The sequence below is a fragment of the Bacillus sp. z26 genome (genome assembly GCF_058313635.1).
This window is the reverse complement of sequence record NZ_JBZFQM010000001.1, coordinates 202,832-218,820: the sequence shown is the minus strand read 5'-3', so window position 1 is coordinate 218,820 and position 15,989 is coordinate 202,832. Positions and strand designations below refer to the sequence as shown.

18 protein-coding genes are annotated in these 15,989 nt (G+C 36.2%); 17 read left to right on the top strand and 1 reads right to left on the bottom strand.

The annotated features are described in order from the left end of the window. Positions 1-166 precede the first annotated feature (166 nt). The 15 genes from wecB to AC4G3K_RS00875 all read left to right on the top strand — a co-directional run bounded on the left by wecB (position 167) and on the right by AC4G3K_RS00875 (position 13,828). Positions 167-1,258, top strand: coding sequence for a non-hydrolyzing UDP-N-acetylglucosamine 2-epimerase (gene wecB, locus AC4G3K_RS00945; RefSeq protein ID WP_491132155.1), 1,092 nt, complete (start codon positions 167-169; stop codon positions 1,256-1,258). Continuing rightward, positions 1,251-2,237, top strand: a complete 987-nt coding sequence (locus tag AC4G3K_RS00940) for an SDR family NAD(P)-dependent oxidoreductase (protein WP_491075409.1) — start codon at positions 1,251-1,253, stop codon at positions 2,235-2,237. Before wecB ends, AC4G3K_RS00940 begins: the two co-directional genes overlap by 8 nt. Further along, positions 2,234-3,061: a dTDP-4-dehydrorhamnose reductase family protein gene (locus AC4G3K_RS00935; RefSeq protein ID WP_491132154.1), complete on the top strand. Its 828-nt coding sequence runs from the start codon at positions 2,234-2,236 to the stop codon at positions 3,059-3,061. Before AC4G3K_RS00940 ends, AC4G3K_RS00935 begins: the two co-directional genes overlap by 4 nt. Further along, positions 3,054-3,962 carry an NAD-dependent epimerase/dehydratase family protein gene (locus tag AC4G3K_RS00930; RefSeq protein WP_491132153.1) on the top strand — a complete coding sequence of 303 codons (909 nt, stop codon included), beginning with the start codon at positions 3,054-3,056 and terminating at the stop codon, positions 3,960-3,962. The genes AC4G3K_RS00935 and AC4G3K_RS00930 overlap by 8 nt, the downstream gene beginning before the upstream one ends. 300 nt (positions 3,963-4,262) lie before the next feature. After that, positions 4,263-4,388: a hypothetical protein gene (locus AC4G3K_RS00925; RefSeq protein ID WP_491132663.1), complete on the top strand. Its 126-nt coding sequence runs from the start codon at positions 4,263-4,265 to the stop codon at positions 4,386-4,388. Between the two features lie 199 nt (positions 4,389-4,587). After that, positions 4,588-5,082: a dihydrofolate reductase gene (locus tag AC4G3K_RS00920; protein ID WP_491132152.1), complete on the top strand. Its 495-nt coding sequence runs from the start codon at positions 4,588-4,590 to the stop codon at positions 5,080-5,082. 19 nt (positions 5,083-5,101) lie between these two features. Next, positions 5,102-5,830, top strand: a complete 729-nt coding sequence (locus tag AC4G3K_RS00915) for a lysophospholipid acyltransferase family protein (RefSeq protein ID WP_491075405.1) — start codon at positions 5,102-5,104, stop codon at positions 5,828-5,830. Positions 5,831-6,090: 260 nt separating this feature from the next. Then, a complete protein-coding gene (gene ilvA, locus AC4G3K_RS00910; protein ID WP_491132151.1) occupies positions 6,091-7,359 on the top strand; it encodes a threonine ammonia-lyase IlvA in 1,269 nt (422 codons plus the stop codon). A gap of 150 nt (positions 7,360-7,509) precedes the next feature. Continuing rightward, positions 7,510-7,704 carry a twin-arginine translocase TatA/TatE family subunit gene (locus tag AC4G3K_RS00905; protein ID WP_491075403.1) on the top strand — a complete coding sequence of 65 codons (195 nt, stop codon included), beginning with the start codon at positions 7,510-7,512 and terminating at the stop codon, positions 7,702-7,704. An 81-nt stretch (positions 7,705-7,785) separates the two neighbouring features. After that, positions 7,786-8,523, top strand: a complete 738-nt coding sequence (gene tatC / locus AC4G3K_RS00900; protein WP_491075402.1) for a twin-arginine translocase subunit TatC — start codon at positions 7,786-7,788, stop codon at positions 8,521-8,523. Between the two features lie 376 nt (positions 8,524-8,899). Beyond that, complete coding sequence (locus tag AC4G3K_RS00895) at positions 8,900-9,742, top strand: DegV family protein (protein ID WP_491075401.1); 843 nt, start codon at positions 8,900-8,902, stop codon at positions 9,740-9,742. Positions 9,743-10,387: 645 nt separating this feature from the next. Continuing rightward, positions 10,388-11,488, top strand: coding sequence for a metallophosphoesterase (locus AC4G3K_RS00890; RefSeq protein WP_491075400.1), 1,101 nt, complete (start codon positions 10,388-10,390; stop codon positions 11,486-11,488). A 223-nt stretch (positions 11,489-11,711) separates the two neighbouring features. Beyond that, on the top strand, positions 11,712-12,296 hold the full coding sequence (locus AC4G3K_RS00885) for an SCO family protein (protein WP_491075399.1): 585 nt from the start codon (positions 11,712-11,714) through the stop codon (positions 12,294-12,296). Between the two features lie 97 nt (positions 12,297-12,393). Continuing rightward, entirely contained in the window at positions 12,394-13,251 is an 858-nt protein-coding gene (locus tag AC4G3K_RS00880) for an SGNH/GDSL hydrolase family protein (RefSeq protein ID WP_491075398.1), read from the top strand. After that, positions 13,232-13,828: a YpmS family protein gene (locus tag AC4G3K_RS00875; protein WP_491075397.1), complete on the top strand. Its 597-nt coding sequence runs from the start codon at positions 13,232-13,234 to the stop codon at positions 13,826-13,828. Before AC4G3K_RS00880 ends, AC4G3K_RS00875 begins: the two co-directional genes overlap by 20 nt. Positions 13,829-13,882: 54 nt before the next feature. Here the strand turns inward: AC4G3K_RS00875 and AC4G3K_RS00870 are convergent, their stop codons facing one another. Then, positions 13,883-14,626 carry a DUF4397 domain-containing protein gene (locus AC4G3K_RS00870; protein WP_491132150.1) on the bottom strand — a complete coding sequence of 248 codons (744 nt, stop codon included), beginning with the start codon at positions 14,624-14,626 and terminating at the stop codon, positions 13,883-13,885. Positions 14,627-14,792: 166 nt separating this feature from the next. Between AC4G3K_RS00870 and msrA the strand changes: the two genes are divergently transcribed. Then, the gene (gene msrA, locus AC4G3K_RS00865; RefSeq protein WP_491075395.1) at positions 14,793-15,320 is read left to right on the top strand and encodes a peptide-methionine (S)-S-oxide reductase MsrA; all 528 of its coding nucleotides are present in this window, start codon (positions 14,793-14,795) and stop codon (positions 15,318-15,320) included. Continuing rightward, positions 15,313-15,741, top strand: a complete 429-nt coding sequence (gene msrB, locus AC4G3K_RS00860) for a peptide-methionine (R)-S-oxide reductase MsrB (RefSeq protein ID WP_491075394.1) — start codon at positions 15,313-15,315, stop codon at positions 15,739-15,741. Before msrA ends, msrB begins: the two co-directional genes overlap by 8 nt. Positions 15,742-15,989: the final 248 nt, after the last annotated feature.

Below are 15,989 nucleotides of genomic sequence, written 5' to 3'. Positions count from 1 at the left end.
ATTCAACTGAGAAAAGAGTAACAGACCTTTTGAATACGATTCGTGAGGTGACTGGGGTTACACGCTAACATGTTTTTGGAAATCTAGTGGATCCGTCTATGCAAACACAAGCATATGAACATAGTTTGTTAAAAGCACGGATAATGAAGCGGAGGAGCTACTTTTTATGCATATTATGACGATTTTAGGCACAAGGCCGGAAATCATCAGGTTAAGCCTCATTATAAAAAAACTTGATCAATACGCCGATAAACATACACTGGTCCATACCGGGCAAAATTTCACACGTTCATTAAGTGACGTCTTTTTTGAAGAATTAAAAATTAGAAAACCAGATTACTATTTAAAGATGAACTCCTATTTATTAGGTGAACAACTTGGATCGATGTTCCGTTCTCTTGAAGAAATAATAAGTATTGAAAAACCAGACCGAGTCCTTCTTTTGGGCGATACCAATAGTGCATTGAGTGCAATATTAATGGAGCGTCATGGCATACCTGTCTATCATATGGAAGCAGGAAACAGATGTTTTGACCTGCGGGTTCCTGAAGAGAAAAACAGAAGAATCATTGATTCAATCAGTACATTTAATCTTCCTTATACAAAGAAAAGCCGCGAAAATCTTTTAAAGGAAAACATGCCAGTTAATCGGATATTTTTAACTGGCAACCCAATATTTGAGGTAATCACTCATTACACAGATCAAATTGCTCAGAGCCGAATACTTGAAAATCTTTCATTAGGAGAGAAAAACTACTTTCTAGTAACCATTCATCGCTCGGAAAATGTTGATGCACCTGATGTTTTAAAAGATATTTTTACAGGGTTAAATAAACTCGCCAGGTTCTATAATAAACGTATTATCTGCAGCATACATCCACGAACCAAATCAAAACTTAAAGCTATAACAGATTTAACGGCAGAACCGCTGGTTGAATTCCATGAACCGTTTGGATTATTTGATTTTATTAAACTACAAAAATATGCCTATTGTGTTTTAACTGACAGCGGTACAGTCCAGGAAGAAAGCTGCATTCTTAAGATTCCAGCGGTTACGATCAGAAACACAACTGAAAGACCCGAAACAGTCGAATGTGGAAGTAATATCATCTCTGGCACAGAGGCAGACAGAATCGTAAATAGTGTGGAAATTATGCTTAATCAGTCTACAGATTGGGAGATTCCGGATGGATATGGAGATAAGAATGTATCTCAAAAAGTTGTCAATTACCTAATGGGAGTGAAGGGGTTTGTTTAAAAATAAAAAAATTTTAGTAACTGGCGCAACTGGTTCGTGGGGATATGAGCTAGTAAAAAAGCTGTTAGAACAGGATCCAGAAGAGATCAGAATCTACTCAAGGAATGAATCAAAGCAAGTAGAGATGATGAGGCATTATTCTGACAAACGATTAAAGTTTGTTATTGGTGATATTAAAGAACGTGAAAGTTTAATACAAGCTTGTCAGCATATAGATTATCTGTTTCATTTGGCCGCCTTGAAACATGTTCCGGTATGTGAAGATCAGCCATTAGAGGCTATGAAAACGAATGTACTTGGTACGCAAAATGTAATAGAAGCAGCTATTATCAATCATATCAAGAAAGTCATTTATATCTCTACGGACAAGGCAGCTAACCCATCCAATTTTTATGGTCTATCGAAAGCAATGGGTGAGCGGTTAATTATTCATGCAAATACCCTAAATACTGAAACCAGTTTTGTAACGGTAAGGGGCGGAAATGTACTAGGTACAACTGGCAGTGTCATTCATGTTTTTAAGAAGCATATGCGAGAAAAAGGTGAAGTAGGGATTACAGATTTTCGGATGACTCGCTTTTTTTTAACAATTGAAGATGCTATAGAACTACTATTTATGGCTTCTAATGAAAGTATCGGTGGGGAAATTTTTGTGATGAAGATGCCTACATGCCTGATAAAGGATCTGGCTGAAGTATTGATTGAAGACTCTGGTATAAAAGATGTGAAGATAAAACAACTGGGAATACGCCCTGGAGAAAAGATTCATGAAATCCTTTTTTCGGAGCATGAGAGTGATCAAACAGTCCATTATAATGAAGACTATTATGTAGTATTACCGAGCTTGGATATTAAGGGGTTAAAAGAACATTACAATCAGTTTAAACCCGTCGAGCATGGGAGCTACAGTTCTCAATTTGACTTGTTGAGTAAAGAAGAATTGAAGAAAATGTTGGCAAAAGGCGGATTTTTATTATGAAGGTACTTGTATTAGGCGGTCATGGAATGGCAGGCCATATGGTGGTTGACTATTTAAAAGCTGATCCAACCTTACAAGTTCACTTTACAACTCGTAAAGAAGATAATGAGAGTATTAAATGGAATGCCACAGATTTCAAACATATGGATCATATCATTGAACAAACTAAACCAGATTTCGTTATCAATTGTATAGGAATCTTGAATAAAGCGGTCGATGAAAATATCTATGATGCTATTATTGTGAACAGTTTATTACCTCATCATCTTGTCAGACAGCTTGACCGATATGGTGGTAAGCTTGTTCATATTAGTACAGACTGTGTATTCAGCGGCCAAAAAGGAAATTATCTTGAAACCGATATGAAGGATGGCCAAACGTCCTATGCAAAAACGAAAGCGCTTGGAGAAGTGGATTTAGACTCCCATCTAACGATCAGGACTTCCATCATAGGCCCTGAGATTAAAAATAATGGGATTGGTTTGCTGCAGTGGTTTCTAAAACAAACTGGTACGATAAAAGGGTATAAGCAAGTTTGGTGGAATGGAGTGACAACGCTTGAATTAGCAAAGTTCATTCGATATGCCATAGATCAGAAGATTGGGGGATTGTATCATTTAAGTGCACTGGAGCCCATTAACAAGTACGATTTATTGGTTCACTTTAAAAATTATTTTTTAAAAGAAGATGTAGATATACTTCCAGATAGTGAAGTGTGTTCTAATAAAACATTAATTAATTCTCGCAATGATTGTTTGTATGAGGCAAAAGATTATCCTAAGATGCTCGAAGAATTGCGTGATTGGATGTCACTTTATGAATAAGAAAATCCTCATAACAGGTGCTCAGGGATTTACTGGCCAGCATGCCTGCAAGTATTTTCATGAACAGGGTTACCATGTGATTCCAGTAGCTCGAGATAAGCAAACTGGTGGAACGTCAACTTTTGTGTATTGCGATTTAACTCATTTGTCAGATGTAGAAAAGGTAATTACAGACACAAGTCCTGATTTTATTCTCCACCTAGCAGGAAAAAATCATGCAGGGGAATCATGGCATGTCCCTGGGTTATATGTAGATACCAATGTGATAGGAACAGTTAATATTTTGGAAGCAGTAAGAAAATACAAGCCAGACACGAAAATTTTAGTGACTGGATCTATGCTGGAAACAGCTCTTGCTGATGATAAACCAAATCATCCCTATGGTTTAAGTAAAACTATACAATCGACGGTTGCTATGGCATGGCATTATTTGTATCAACTACCTATATCAGTGGTCAGGCCACCAAATTTAATAGGACCAGGCAATTCAACCGGTGTTTGCTCGCAATTTGCTAAAAGAATTGTAAAAAGTGAAAAGGATAATAAACCGAATGTCACTTTGAAGGTTAATAACTCAGGGATTAAAAGAGCCTTTTTGGATGTCAGAGACGCAGCAATGATTTATGCTCATTTATTAGAGCATGGTGAATCGGGAAATATTTATGAATTGGATCGATTAGATAGATACACATTGATGGAGATAGTAGAGCACTTTGAATCTTTAAGTTCCTGCTCGATAGAAAAAGAATCTATAGATCTGAATGAACCACCAAGTAAACAGGATGAGGAGAGAAATCATCATATACTGGGAGAAAAAGTGGTAAGAGTGTCCTGTCAGCAAAATTATAAATTGAAGGAAAGTCTTACTGATATATTAGACTATTATAGAAACGCTATATAGATCGGTAATACCCGCCCTTTTTACAGGGGGATACAGACTGTAGACAAATCCCTTAATTTTTTAGGGACCTTGTCTACAGCTTTTTTTGTTTTGGCTATTATGTTAACGCTATTTTCTACAGAATGGGCTCGCTTTCCGCGGACAAGCATCAAGCCTCCTCGCGCTCTGCGCTGCGGGGTCTAGGGTACGCTTGTTTTTCCCGCAGGAGTCTCTCCCATTCTGCAGAAAATAGGATACTGCTTCATATATGAGTTTCCACGGTATAAGACAGAAATTCTCTGTGTTTTTTGTGAGAATAAAATGATATATGCCATCCGCAAAGAAACGATTGAACGTGTCTTTGCGGATGCTTACTTTCGCCGCCATGAACTTGAAGAAGATGGCCAATTGGACGTAGGAAAGTCCAAAAATGGCCTAAATAATTGAGAAGGATCGTTCTATCCATCGTGAAAAAGCAAAAAAAATAAAGAAGGAATTCAGAATTGGGCTCCTATAGAGCCATTCTGAATTCCTTTTGTCTGCAATCTGAATCCCCCCTTTTACAGGGGGATATTGTTTTTCCAAAATAACATGTCGGTTCGAAATTTGATATAATAGAGGTAAAAGTTTGTTCGGAGGGTACTTTATGTTTTCAATTGTCGTAGCACATGATCGTAATCAGGTTATTGGCGTAAATAATAATCTTCCATGGCGTATTCCTGCTGATATGGCCCATGTGAAACAAACAACGATGGGGAAAATCCTCATTATGGGGCGGAAAACGTTTGATTCTATAGGAAAGCCTCTTCCAGGCAGGACAAATGTAGTTTTAACAAAAGATACATCTTGGGTCTTTGATGGGATTAAAGTTGTGCATTCCGTGGATGAAATTCATCAAATTGAAAAAAATACGGATACTGAATGTATCATATTTGGCGGTCAAGTTTTATTTGAACAGCTTCTTCCATATGTCTCAAAAATCTATTTGACATACATTGATCATGATTTTGAAGGAGATACATTCTTCCCTATCCAAAATTATGACAAAGACTGGATTTTGATCTCCTCTGAAAAAGGGCCTAAAGACGAAAAAAATCCATATGATTATTATTTTAAAGAGTACATACGTAAGAAGGATTAAATATAGGAGTTGAGTTTCATTGTTACGTTTAATTTATATGTTTTTCAATTTATGCGGTTTTTTACTGTATAGCTTACCGGAATTAAAGAAAATGAAAAAGGTCTACGCGCACAATGATGCTCGTGACGATGTGGTTATTCAACAAGTCCCGAAAAAATGGGCAAAAGGGTTTTTAAAGAAATCAGGCTGTGAGCTGGAAGTGGAAGGAATCGAAAATATCCCGGAAGGTCCAGTGTTATTTGTTGGAAATCATGAAGGAGACTTTGATATACCGGTTTTACTGGATGGAATTCCCAAGCCTTTTGGCTTTATTGCTAAAATTGAAGTGAAAAAAATTCCAATCGTTGCAGACTGGATGGAGGTAATGGGCTGCGTGTTTATGGATCGTAAAGACCGCCGAGCCTCTGTACAGGCGATTAGACAAGGTGTACAAAAGTTAAAGGATGGTCACTCCATGCTCATTTTTCCAGAAGGTACACGTAATAGAGGCAAGGAGATTGGTGAATTTAAGGCTGGTTCTTTACGTCTTGCAAAAGATTCAAAAGTTCCGATTGTACCTTTTGTGATCCAAGGTTCAGCAGATATTTTCGAAAATAATCATAATAGGATTAAGCCGGGGAAGGTTAAGCTTATTATTTTACCTGCGATTTTTTCTGAACGTTACGACGCAGAGGGAATGGCTGCAGTGGCTGAACAGATCCACACAAAAATAAATGAAGAACGGAGCAATCTGTTAAAGGGAGCATAAATAGATTGCTTGCCAAGGTACTTACGATAATTATGCTTAAGCGATAAAGCAGGTGGGATTTTATTCACCTGTTTTGTCGTTTTTTTTAGAATTACGATAATAGTTGATAACTATAAAAGCAAACATGATAATTTGCCTTAAGTTCATTTATCGAATTCATATTTTGCACACCTAAAAAACCATTATTCTGAAAATTCAGTTGATTTATTGTCCGCACCTGCTATAATTTATGGATTAATAAAAGTAATGGAGGAGAGCAAATGAATCATCAGGTGAATACGAATCAAGGAGTACCGCTTGAACAAATTATTATTGCCTACCAACAGTTAAAAGACAAAGTGGCTCATACTCCCTTACAAAAAAACAAACGGTTGTCCGAGAAGTTTAATTGCAATGTTTATCTCAAAAGAGAAGACCTTCAATATGTGCGTTCTTTTAAGCTGCGCGGGGCGTTTTATGCAATGATGAACTTATCGGAAGCAGAATTGGAAAATGGCATAGTATGTGCAAGTGCCGGTAATCATGCTCAGGGTATGGCATATGCATGCAATGAACTAAAGGTAAATGGGAAAATTTACATGCCAACAACTACTCCGAGACAAAAAATTAACCAAGTTGAGTTGTTTGGAAAAGAATATGTGGAAATAATTCTGATTGGTGATACGTTTGATGATGCTTTTGCGGAAGCCAGGATATGCGAGGAGGAAGAGAAACGATCATTTATTCATCCATTTGATGATCAATTTGTAATTGCCGGACAAGGTACTGTAGCCGTTGAGATCTTTCATGATATTGATGTGCCTATAGACTATATTTTTGGCAGTGTGGGGGGCGGAGGATTAATGTCAGGGGTTGCTTCATACAGTTCAAGTGTATCCCCAAACACAGCCTGCATTGGTGTTGAACCGGTTGGTGCACCCTCTATGCAAACAGCAATAAAGGAAGGTCATGTAGTTAAATTATCACAAATTGAGTCCTTTGTGGATGGAGCTGCCGTAAAAGAGGTTGGACAGCAAACCTTTACTATATGTTGTGAACTGTTAAAAGATGTTGTGACCGTCCCAGAAGGAAAAGTATGCAGTACGATTCTTGAATTATATAATGAGCATGCCATAGTGGCAGAACCAGCCGGGGCATTGTCCGTGTCAGCACTGGATTTATATAAAGATAAATTGGCAGGAAAAACAGTCGTGTGCATCATCAGCGGGGGAAATAATGATATTGGCAGAATGCAGGATATCAAAGATCGCTCTCTTCAATATGAAGGTCTTTTACATCATTTTATTGTGCACTTCCCACAGCGTGCAGGTGCTCTGCGAGAATTCCTTGATGAAGTGCTTGGTCCGAACGATGATATAACCAGATTTGAATATACGAAAAAAAATAATAAAGATAATGGTCCTGCTCTCGTTGGAATAGAATTACAGAAAAGAGAGGATTATAACGAACTGATGCAGCGCATGGAGAAAAAAGGATTCCAATTTTTTGAAGTAAAGAAAGGGAGCAGTCTTTATCAGTTTTTGATATAAGAATTTAAATCGTGTTTAACCCATGAAAATTGATTCCTAAATAAGTAAAAGTTGAAATAAACTGTTTTTATATGAAATAATTTCTTTTCATTACTCTTAAAACAATTATAATAGTAGTAGATTCATATCAGCTTGGGAGGGGAGAAAAGCATGTTCTCAAATATAGGGGTGCCGGGATTAATATTAATCCTATTACTAGTACTGATTATCTTTGGACCTAAGAAGCTACCTGAAATCGGCAGGGCGTTTGGTCAAACGTTACGAGAATTTAAAAATTCCACAAAAGATTTAACCAGTGATGTAATGGATGATATAAGGGATGTTAAAAAAGAAGCCAACAAATAATTGAATAGTTTCAATTTAAGAGAGGTGTGAGAATAAATTCTTACACCTCTTTAAAGGGATTCAGAAAGGCGTGACTCTAGTTTGGAAGAGAAAGAATTAAATATCATAGAGCACCTTGATGAATTGAGAACAAGGTTAATCATCACGGTAACTGCTTTTGTACTATTTTTATGTGTATCCTTCTTCTTTGTAAAAGATATATATAAATTTTTTACTCGTAATGTCGAAGAGAAGCTTATTGTACTTGGACCTAGTGATGTTATGTGGATTTACTTTACAATAGCTTCAATTGTGGCTATTGCCTGCACGATACCTGTTCTTGCAATTCAGCTTTGGTTGTTTGTAAAACCTGCGCTTTTGAAACATGAACAAAAGATTGCATTATCCTATATACCTGCTTTGTTTATTTTATTCATTGCCGGATTATCTTTTGGATATTTTGTCATTTTCCCAATTGTTATAAGCTTCTTAACAGATCTGGGGAATGATGTGATGACGACAGCCTATACGGCAGAAAAATATTTTAAATTTATCATTAATATGTCATTGCCATTTGCATTTCTGTTTGAACTGCCCGTTGTCATGATGTTTTTGACGTCTCTTGGGATTATCAATCCCTACATAATGGCAAAGTATAGAAAATATGCTTATTTTGTATTAATTGTGATCGCAATCCTGATTACTCCGCCTGAATTTCTGTCTGATTTTATTGTCTCAGTTCCTTTACTGCTGCTGTATGAAATTAGTATATCACTATCAAAATATGTATATAAACGAAAGCTAAAGAAAGCGGAGCATTCTGAATTAGTGCTGGAGTGAGGTAGGTGAGTTACGCAGATTGGACCGAGAGTATTTTTATTTTTTAAAGCAACTAGCTAATCTTAAAAAGACTTATTTGAACAGATGAGTGTGAATCGACGACGATTTGCACTCTTTCTCTATCTAAATTCAAAATGGTTTATCGAGGTAGGTTGTATTTTTAAAATATAGGAAATATTGAAACAACTCAATTACGTACAAGTTTCAATAACAGGACAAGTGATTGCGTGCTATTTGTGTAAACAATAGATAGAAAAGAGAGTTTACCCCGTATCGGCAATCCCTATCTAAATTATAAAGGTAATAATAAAATGCATTTAAAATTTAATTTCTACCGTGTATAATATGAATAGTCATACATATAGGATGTGAAAATATGCCAAATGTTAAAATTGTTACTGACTCAACTCTTGATCTGCCAAAAGAGATCATCAAAGAGAATAACATAACGGTTGTACCCCTCTCAATTACAATAGATGGCGAAACATACATTGATGGCGTTGACATTTCACCAAACGAGTTTATAACAAAAATGCAGCAATCGGAAGAACTTCCAAAAAGCTCACAGCCGCCGGCAGGTGAATTCTTAGAGGTTTATAATAAACTGTCGGAAGACGGAAGTGAAGTGTTATCTATCCATATGACTGCTCAAATGAGCGGAACTGTTCAGTCGGCTCAGACCGCCGCCAGGATGGCCGACGGGAAAGTTACTGTCGTTAATTCAAAATATATATCCAATGCATTAGCCTTTCAGGTATTAGAAGCAGCTAAATTGGCAAATGAAGGCAAAACAATGGATGAGATTGTTGAACGAATTGATCATATTAGGGAAAATACGCGTCTTTTTGTAGTGGTAGATACTCTGGAGAATTTAGTGAAGGGTGGCCGAATCGGAAAAGGAAAGGCTATGTTAAGCTCACTCTTAAATATTAAGCCGATTGCTTCACTGGATACAGGTGAATATACTCCCGTAGCAAAAGTAAGAAGTCAAAGCCAAATTGTCAAGTATTTGGTTAAGCAGCTTGTGCAGGATACGGAGGGGAAAGTCCTGAAAGGGATTGGCATTACTCATGCCGATGCAATAGAACTTGCAACGAAACTTAAAGAAATGATTATAAAAGAACTTGGAATAGATGATGTACCAATCTATGATACAACGCCTATTATCAGTACACATACAGGTATAGGGGCAATAGGTTTTATGTATTATGCAGAATAAATTATATAAATGTAAAAATACACTATTACATGGGGGATAGTGTATTTTTTATGATTTTAATAATATTTTTTATTTTTTACAGGTAACCTGCCTAATTTTGTCTATACATAGATACTACGAGATTTTTCAAGGTCCTCTGATAAATATAAAAAGCTGATTAACATAATAACGTAAAATTCTCATGTTAACAGCTATTTTTATGGGAATAGTCCTTTTTATCTTCTCAATAATTGGGAACGGCTTTTTATCCGTTAAAAGATAAAGAGACTAGTAATGGTTTCATGCTGTGCTAACAATCATCGAGAGAATGAAAAGGAAGTTGAAGTGGAAAGTGGTACAACATTTAGAGTGTATATCCCACCTAGGTGAAAAAAGTTTTATCATAGCTAAGTACCATAACTGAACAGGAATAGATTTATAAGGAAAGTGTCAATCAGTGCTTCCTCTGGAATGATGGCTTATCTATTAGGTTGGATGTATTCCAATCTTGCAAATTTATTCTTAAATCGGCGATAAAAGGTTATTATGATTAAAGTGATTAAAAAAATTAGTGCAACATCTCGTGGACAGAAACAAGATCCCGCCTGTCGTTGCTTTATTGAAATAAAGACACAATTTATACGAAAAGGAGTTTACAGAATACATATGTTCATTCTCACTATAGTTATCGCACTATTACTCTATGGCGGACTTGTTTACTATATTGGCTGGCGGGGGTATGTTTTGCTCCGACCAGAATCATCAAGTCGTCGTTTTAAGATCCTTTACATCCTTATCTTCGTGTTTGCAGGGAGTTCGTTTATTGTCGGCCGCATTTCCGGGATTACATTTTTAAATATTATTGGTGCTTACTGGATGGCATGCTTTTATTTGCTGTTATTGTTAGTTCCTCTTGCCCATCTTATGGTTATAATCTTACGCCTAACCCGCCTGCCGCGACATGGAACACAAAAATGGACAGGCATCGTCGCTATGGGGTTGCTTGTGTTCTTTCTATTATACGGCACATATAATGCATACAGCCCTGTCGTTCGCAGCTATGAAATTAAGATGGATAAAGGATCATCTTCCCTTGATACCCTAGATATTGTAATGGCGGCTGATACACACTTTGGTCTGCTGTCAGGCAAAGATCATGCAGAGCGTTTAGTGGATCAAATCAACAAACTCAACCCAGATCTAATCCTGCTTCCCGGCGATCTTTTTGATGATGATGTTCAACCATTCCTTGATCAAAAAATTGATCAAATATTATCCAAGCTTCATGCACCATATGGAGTCTATGCATCGCTTGGCAATCATGATAAGCATGATGGTACCATGCAGGAATTAATTCTAGCCTTGGAACGCAGTGGTATCAATGTATTGTACGATGAAACGGTAAAAGTTGAAAATGAATTCACACTCATTGGGCGTAAAGATCGAACCGAAGAGGACAGATTGCCATTAGAAAAAATAATGAGCGGAGTGGATCTTGAAAAACCTGCTATTTTATTGGAACATCAGCCTTATGAACTTAACATTGCACAACAGGAAGGTATTGACCTAATGGTGTCCGGTCATACTCATCGCGGGCAAATTTTCCCTGGTAACTTAATCACTGATGCGATTTATGAAAATGATTGGGGTTATTTACAACAGGAACAGATGCACACAATCGTGACCTCTGGTTATGGTTTTTGGGGACCACCTATTAGAATCGGTACACGCTCTGAAATTGTATCAATTGAAATCCAGTTTGAGTAGGAAATGGATAGAATAATCGCTATTACTACATGTTTAAGCCTTTTATAGATTTTGAAGAATGCCAAAGCTATTCATAATTTTTGGAATAGATGACCAATTTGTTTGATTATCATGTAACCTCATCTTAAAAGAAAATACATGAAATATAGGCAAAATACTTTTGTGAAAATACAGATTTTGATAAAATTAGCATTAATAGAGATTGATCACAGGGTGGTTATCCATGAAATATTTTGGCAAAATAGCAATGATTTTGTTTCTGGTTATGATTGTAAATGCATGTTCCGAACAAGAAATACCTAATGCTAAGAATTGGAAGGTAAATGAATTTACCTTTACTGACCAAAGTGGCAATACCTTATCAAAAGCTGATTTAAAAGGAAAAGTTTGGATTGCTGACTTCATTTTTACAAATTGTAATACGGTATGTTTGCCGATGACATCTAATATGAAAAAGCTTCAGAATAAGATATCTGAAGAAGGTCTTGAAGATGTACATATTGTATCCTTTAGTGTGGATCCAGCGTTTGATAAACCTTCTGTTTTAAAAAAATATGGGGAAAGTTTTCAGGCGGATTTCGATAATTGGAGTTTTTTGACGGGATATGACCAGGAAACAATTGAAAGCTTGGCAAAAGATAGCTTTAAATTAATGGTCTCGAAGCCCGCTGAAGGAGATCAGGTCATTCATGGAACCAGTTTTTCATTGGTGAATCAAGATGGAATAGTGGTTCAGCAATATTCCGGACTTGAAGATATACCCATCGATGATATTATGAAGCATATAAAAATACTACAATCCAAATAGGGGAGGGCAGGGAAACCTGTCCTTTTTTATATCATATTGATAATTGTTGTAAATATAATGAGTATAATAAGAGTATTATTAAGGCAGGTGACATCTTATGTTTTGGAAAATTTCGATAACTGTGATGCTGTCTTTTATGCTTTCTGGGTGTAATATTGTCCAAACATTATTAGGCAAGCAAGTGGAAGAACACTCAACCTCTTATCTAACAAAAGCAGTAAAACAAGAAATACCCGATGATTTCTTTCCAACTGATATAAATATTGTATCCTTAGGAGATTCCTTGACACAGGGGGTCGGGGACAGCAGTGAAAGTGGTGGATATATTCCTTATTTAGTATCTTATTTAGAACAAAATAAAGGGATTAAAGAAGCTGAATTTGCCAATCATGGTGTTCGCGGTAATAGAACCACAGATCTCTTGAAAAAACTGCAAACACCACAATTAATTTCTGATATTCAACAGGCAGATGTCATTGTGATCACCATTGGCGGGAATGATATCATGAAAGTTGTAAAAGATCAATTTACAAATTTAACAATGCAAGATTTTTACCTCGAGGCCGAGCATTATGAGGAGCGATTAAAAGAGATTTTTAGTGTAATTAGACAGTATAATAAGGATGCAGAAATTTATTTTGTCGGATTGTATAACCCTTTCGGTAAATGGATCTCTACTTTTCAGGAACTGGATAAGATTATGGATGATTGGAATAGCATCAGTCGAGAAATTGTTAACAAGGATTCAAATGCATTTTTCATAGAGATAGATGATGCATTCTCAGATTCGGATGAAAATCTTTTATACAAGGAAGATTATTTTCATCCGAATGACAGGGGTTATGAAATCATTGCAAAGCGAATATATGACGAAATGAAAGAGCGTACCGTTGATAATATAAATAATATGAGGATGGTCAATGAGGGGGAGAATAATGGGGGAAATCTTCAATAAAAATAATAAGTGGAAGTTACTTTTTTTTGGACTATTAACCATAAATTTAATCGCAGCATGTATTCTGATCTACTGGACAACTCGTCCAGTAAAAGATGATGAATCATTAAATAAGCTAGCCAAAAACAAAGAAACAGTTGAAATTCCGTTTACTTCAAACAAGGAAGACCTTAATCGGATTATTAATCATTATATTGAGGAAGAAAGTTCAGATAGCCCTATCCAATATGAGGTACTTTTAAAGGATAATCTGGAATTGTACGGAACATTAGCAGCGTTTGGAAGGAATGTCGAGCTAAAGGTGTTATTTGACCCAGTTACATTAGAGAATGGTGACTTGCTTTTAAAGCATGAATCTATACAAATTGGCGGGATGAGTTTGCCGGCAACATTTGTCCTGAATTATATTGATGAAAAATATAAGATGCCTGATTGGGTGATAATCAGACCGAGTGATAAGACGATTTATTTGGCATTAAGTAAAATGGATTTAAAAAGTGGTATAACGGTTAAATCAAAATCTTTTGATTTGAAAAATGATGATATTGAATTAAATTTATTAGTACCGGTAGAATAATTAAAAAAGAGGAATTGTGTACTATGGAATCCATAGGCTCAATTCCTCTTTTTATTAGTTATAAATAAACTGTATTTCAGCGTCTCGATGATCAGTTCCCCTACTTAAGATTGTCATTGTATATATTTGATTCGGATGAAGGGTGACGGAAAAAGGATCGAGTATCATTTTTTTTGATTTTGAACATTTTATTAAAAATTCTATTGTCATGGGGGTTAATCCAAGATAGGAGCTGGGCTTTTTAAAGGCTAAATTAGAAAAAATGGTATCTCCGTCTGTAACGGCTATATCAATTCCGCCCGAATCAGGATTGAGATTCAGACAATTTAATTTTGTCTCTTTGCTGGGTAGGAAAAGATCGTCCTTTATGGAAAATAGATTATCTCCTGTAGCAATGACGGTGTAAGGAGAACCCTCTTTAATTTCCATTTTTGTGCTCAATAAAACGGTTTGTAACTGATCACTTGGATAAAGGTTAATTTGATACTTCCCCTCCGGAAGTGATAAATAATGACTTACCGACTTAAAGGGAACACGACGGAAAATTCTTGTTCCGTTTAGATACATATCTATATTCTTAACAGATGATAGAGCATGAAAAAATCTAACCTTTCCAATCGTGGAGCGATCTGTACTTACTCTTTGAACAGGAAGTTGATGCCTGAGCTGATTCATATAAGATAAGTGTTGAAAGTAATAGTCTATAAATAGTCCAGGATTGGAGTATTTATAATATTGAGATAGTAAATCGTACTTTTGAGCCTTTTGATTATACTCTTCTGTACTGATAGAGGACATTGCTATCACTCCTCGAACATCCTAATTTTACTTTAGCTATATGCAATAGAGCTTAGGCAAGTGTCTATATATGTTAAAAGTCATAAGCAAACCATTTTCTTAATGGGCAGATAAAGAGTAAAATAACTAATACATTAATAAAATGAAATAAAATGGAGGTAGGATAATGGAAAAAGCAATATTTGCCGGTGGGTGTTTTTGGTGCATGGTAAAACCTTTTGATACATTCCCGGGAGTACAAAGCGTCATAGCTGGCTATACAGGCGGACATAAAGAATATCCTACTTACGAAGAAGTTTGTGCAGGAACAACTGGGCATGTCGAAGCAGTTGAAATTACATTTGACCCAGATATTATAAAATATAAATCGATTGTCGAGTTATTTTGGCAGCAAATTGATCCAACGGATGATGGTGGGCAATTTTGTGATCGCGGGGAATCTTATAAGACAGCCATTTTTTATACAACTAAGGAACAGAAGGAAGTTGCGGAACAGTCAAAACAAGATTTGGGGAATAGCGGAAAATTCACAAAAGACATTGTGACACCGATTCTGCCTGCCAAGCCATTTTATGCAGCTGAGGAATATCATCAAGATTTTTATAAGAAAAACAAGGCACATTATGAATCCTATCAAGTAGGTTCTGGTCGTGCCGGATTTATAAACGAGCACTGGAGTGAAAAAAATGACTAATTATTCTGAGCGTCTGAAAAAATTATCGCCGATTCAATATGATGTTACACAACGAAACGGCACTGAACCGCCATTTCGTAACGAATACTGGGATCATCAGGAAGACGGAATCTACGTAGATGTTATTTCCGGAAAGCCACTATTCAGTTCATTGGATAAGTATGATGCCGGATGTGGATGGCCAAGTTTTACAAAGCCAATTGATGAATCTGAAATAATTGAGAAAGACGATTATTCATTGAGCGCACATAGGATAGAAGTCAGGAGTAATGAAGCGGATTCTCATCTGGGGCATGTTTTTCCAGATGGACCAGGACCAGCTGGATTAAGATACTGTATCAATTCTGCAGCAATGAAGTTTATTCCAAAAGAAGATTTGGAAACTCAAGGATACGGACAATATAAGAAATTATTTAAGTGATGAAAAACGAGAAGAACCGATTCTGTGAGTGTTTTGTGGCGTGAAGCCGAAAGGTCAGAGTTTCAAATAAAACAGATAAATAGCTGGTGTGAAGATGGGTTTTTACCGGTCTCACGCCAGCTGTTTTTTTATTATTCTTGAATTTATATAATGAATAATCTTTTTTTAGTTCATAAACGGACACATTATTTCACCATAAAATGAGAGTATATTTATGTTTAAAATAGCTTACCGAAATCTTCTGCAAT

Excerpts from the sequence above, each read along its gene's own strand:
- wecB (WP_491132155.1), top strand. The coding sequence starts at position 167 with ATGCATATTATGACGATTTTAGGCACAAGGCCGGAAATCATCAGGTTA.
- AC4G3K_RS00935 (WP_491132154.1), top strand. The coding sequence starts at position 2,234 with ATGAAGGTACTTGTATTAGGCGGTCATGGAATGGCAGGCCATATGGTG.
- AC4G3K_RS00930 (WP_491132153.1), top strand. The coding sequence starts at position 3,054 with ATGAATAAGAAAATCCTCATAACAGGTGCTCAGGGATTTACTGGCCAG.
- AC4G3K_RS00925 (WP_491132663.1), top strand. The coding sequence starts at position 4,263 with ATGATATATGCCATCCGCAAAGAAACGATTGAACGTGTCTTTGCGGAT.
- AC4G3K_RS00920 (WP_491132152.1), top strand. The coding sequence starts at position 4,588 with ATGTTTTCAATTGTCGTAGCACATGATCGTAATCAGGTTATTGGCGTA.
- ilvA (WP_491132151.1), top strand. The coding sequence starts at position 6,091 with ATGAATCATCAGGTGAATACGAATCAAGGAGTACCGCTTGAACAAATT.
- AC4G3K_RS00905 (WP_491075403.1), top strand. The coding sequence starts at position 7,510 with ATGTTCTCAAATATAGGGGTGCCGGGATTAATATTAATCCTATTACTA.
- AC4G3K_RS00895 (WP_491075401.1), top strand. The coding sequence starts at position 8,900 with ATGCCAAATGTTAAAATTGTTACTGACTCAACTCTTGATCTGCCAAAA.
- AC4G3K_RS00890 (WP_491075400.1), top strand. The coding sequence starts at position 10,388 with ATGTTCATTCTCACTATAGTTATCGCACTATTACTCTATGGCGGACTT.
- AC4G3K_RS00885 (WP_491075399.1), top strand. The coding sequence starts at position 11,712 with ATGAAATATTTTGGCAAAATAGCAATGATTTTGTTTCTGGTTATGATT.
- AC4G3K_RS00880 (WP_491075398.1), top strand. The coding sequence starts at position 12,394 with ATGTTTTGGAAAATTTCGATAACTGTGATGCTGTCTTTTATGCTTTCT.
- AC4G3K_RS00875 (WP_491075397.1), top strand. The coding sequence starts at position 13,232 with ATGGGGGAAATCTTCAATAAAAATAATAAGTGGAAGTTACTTTTTTTT.
- AC4G3K_RS00870 (WP_491132150.1), bottom strand. The coding sequence starts at position 14,626 with ATGTCCTCTATCAGTACAGAAGAGTATAATCAAAAGGCTCAAAAGTAC.
- msrA (WP_491075395.1), top strand. The coding sequence starts at position 14,793 with ATGGAAAAAGCAATATTTGCCGGTGGGTGTTTTTGGTGCATGGTAAAA.
- msrB (WP_491075394.1), top strand. The coding sequence starts at position 15,313 with ATGACTAATTATTCTGAGCGTCTGAAAAAATTATCGCCGATTCAATAT.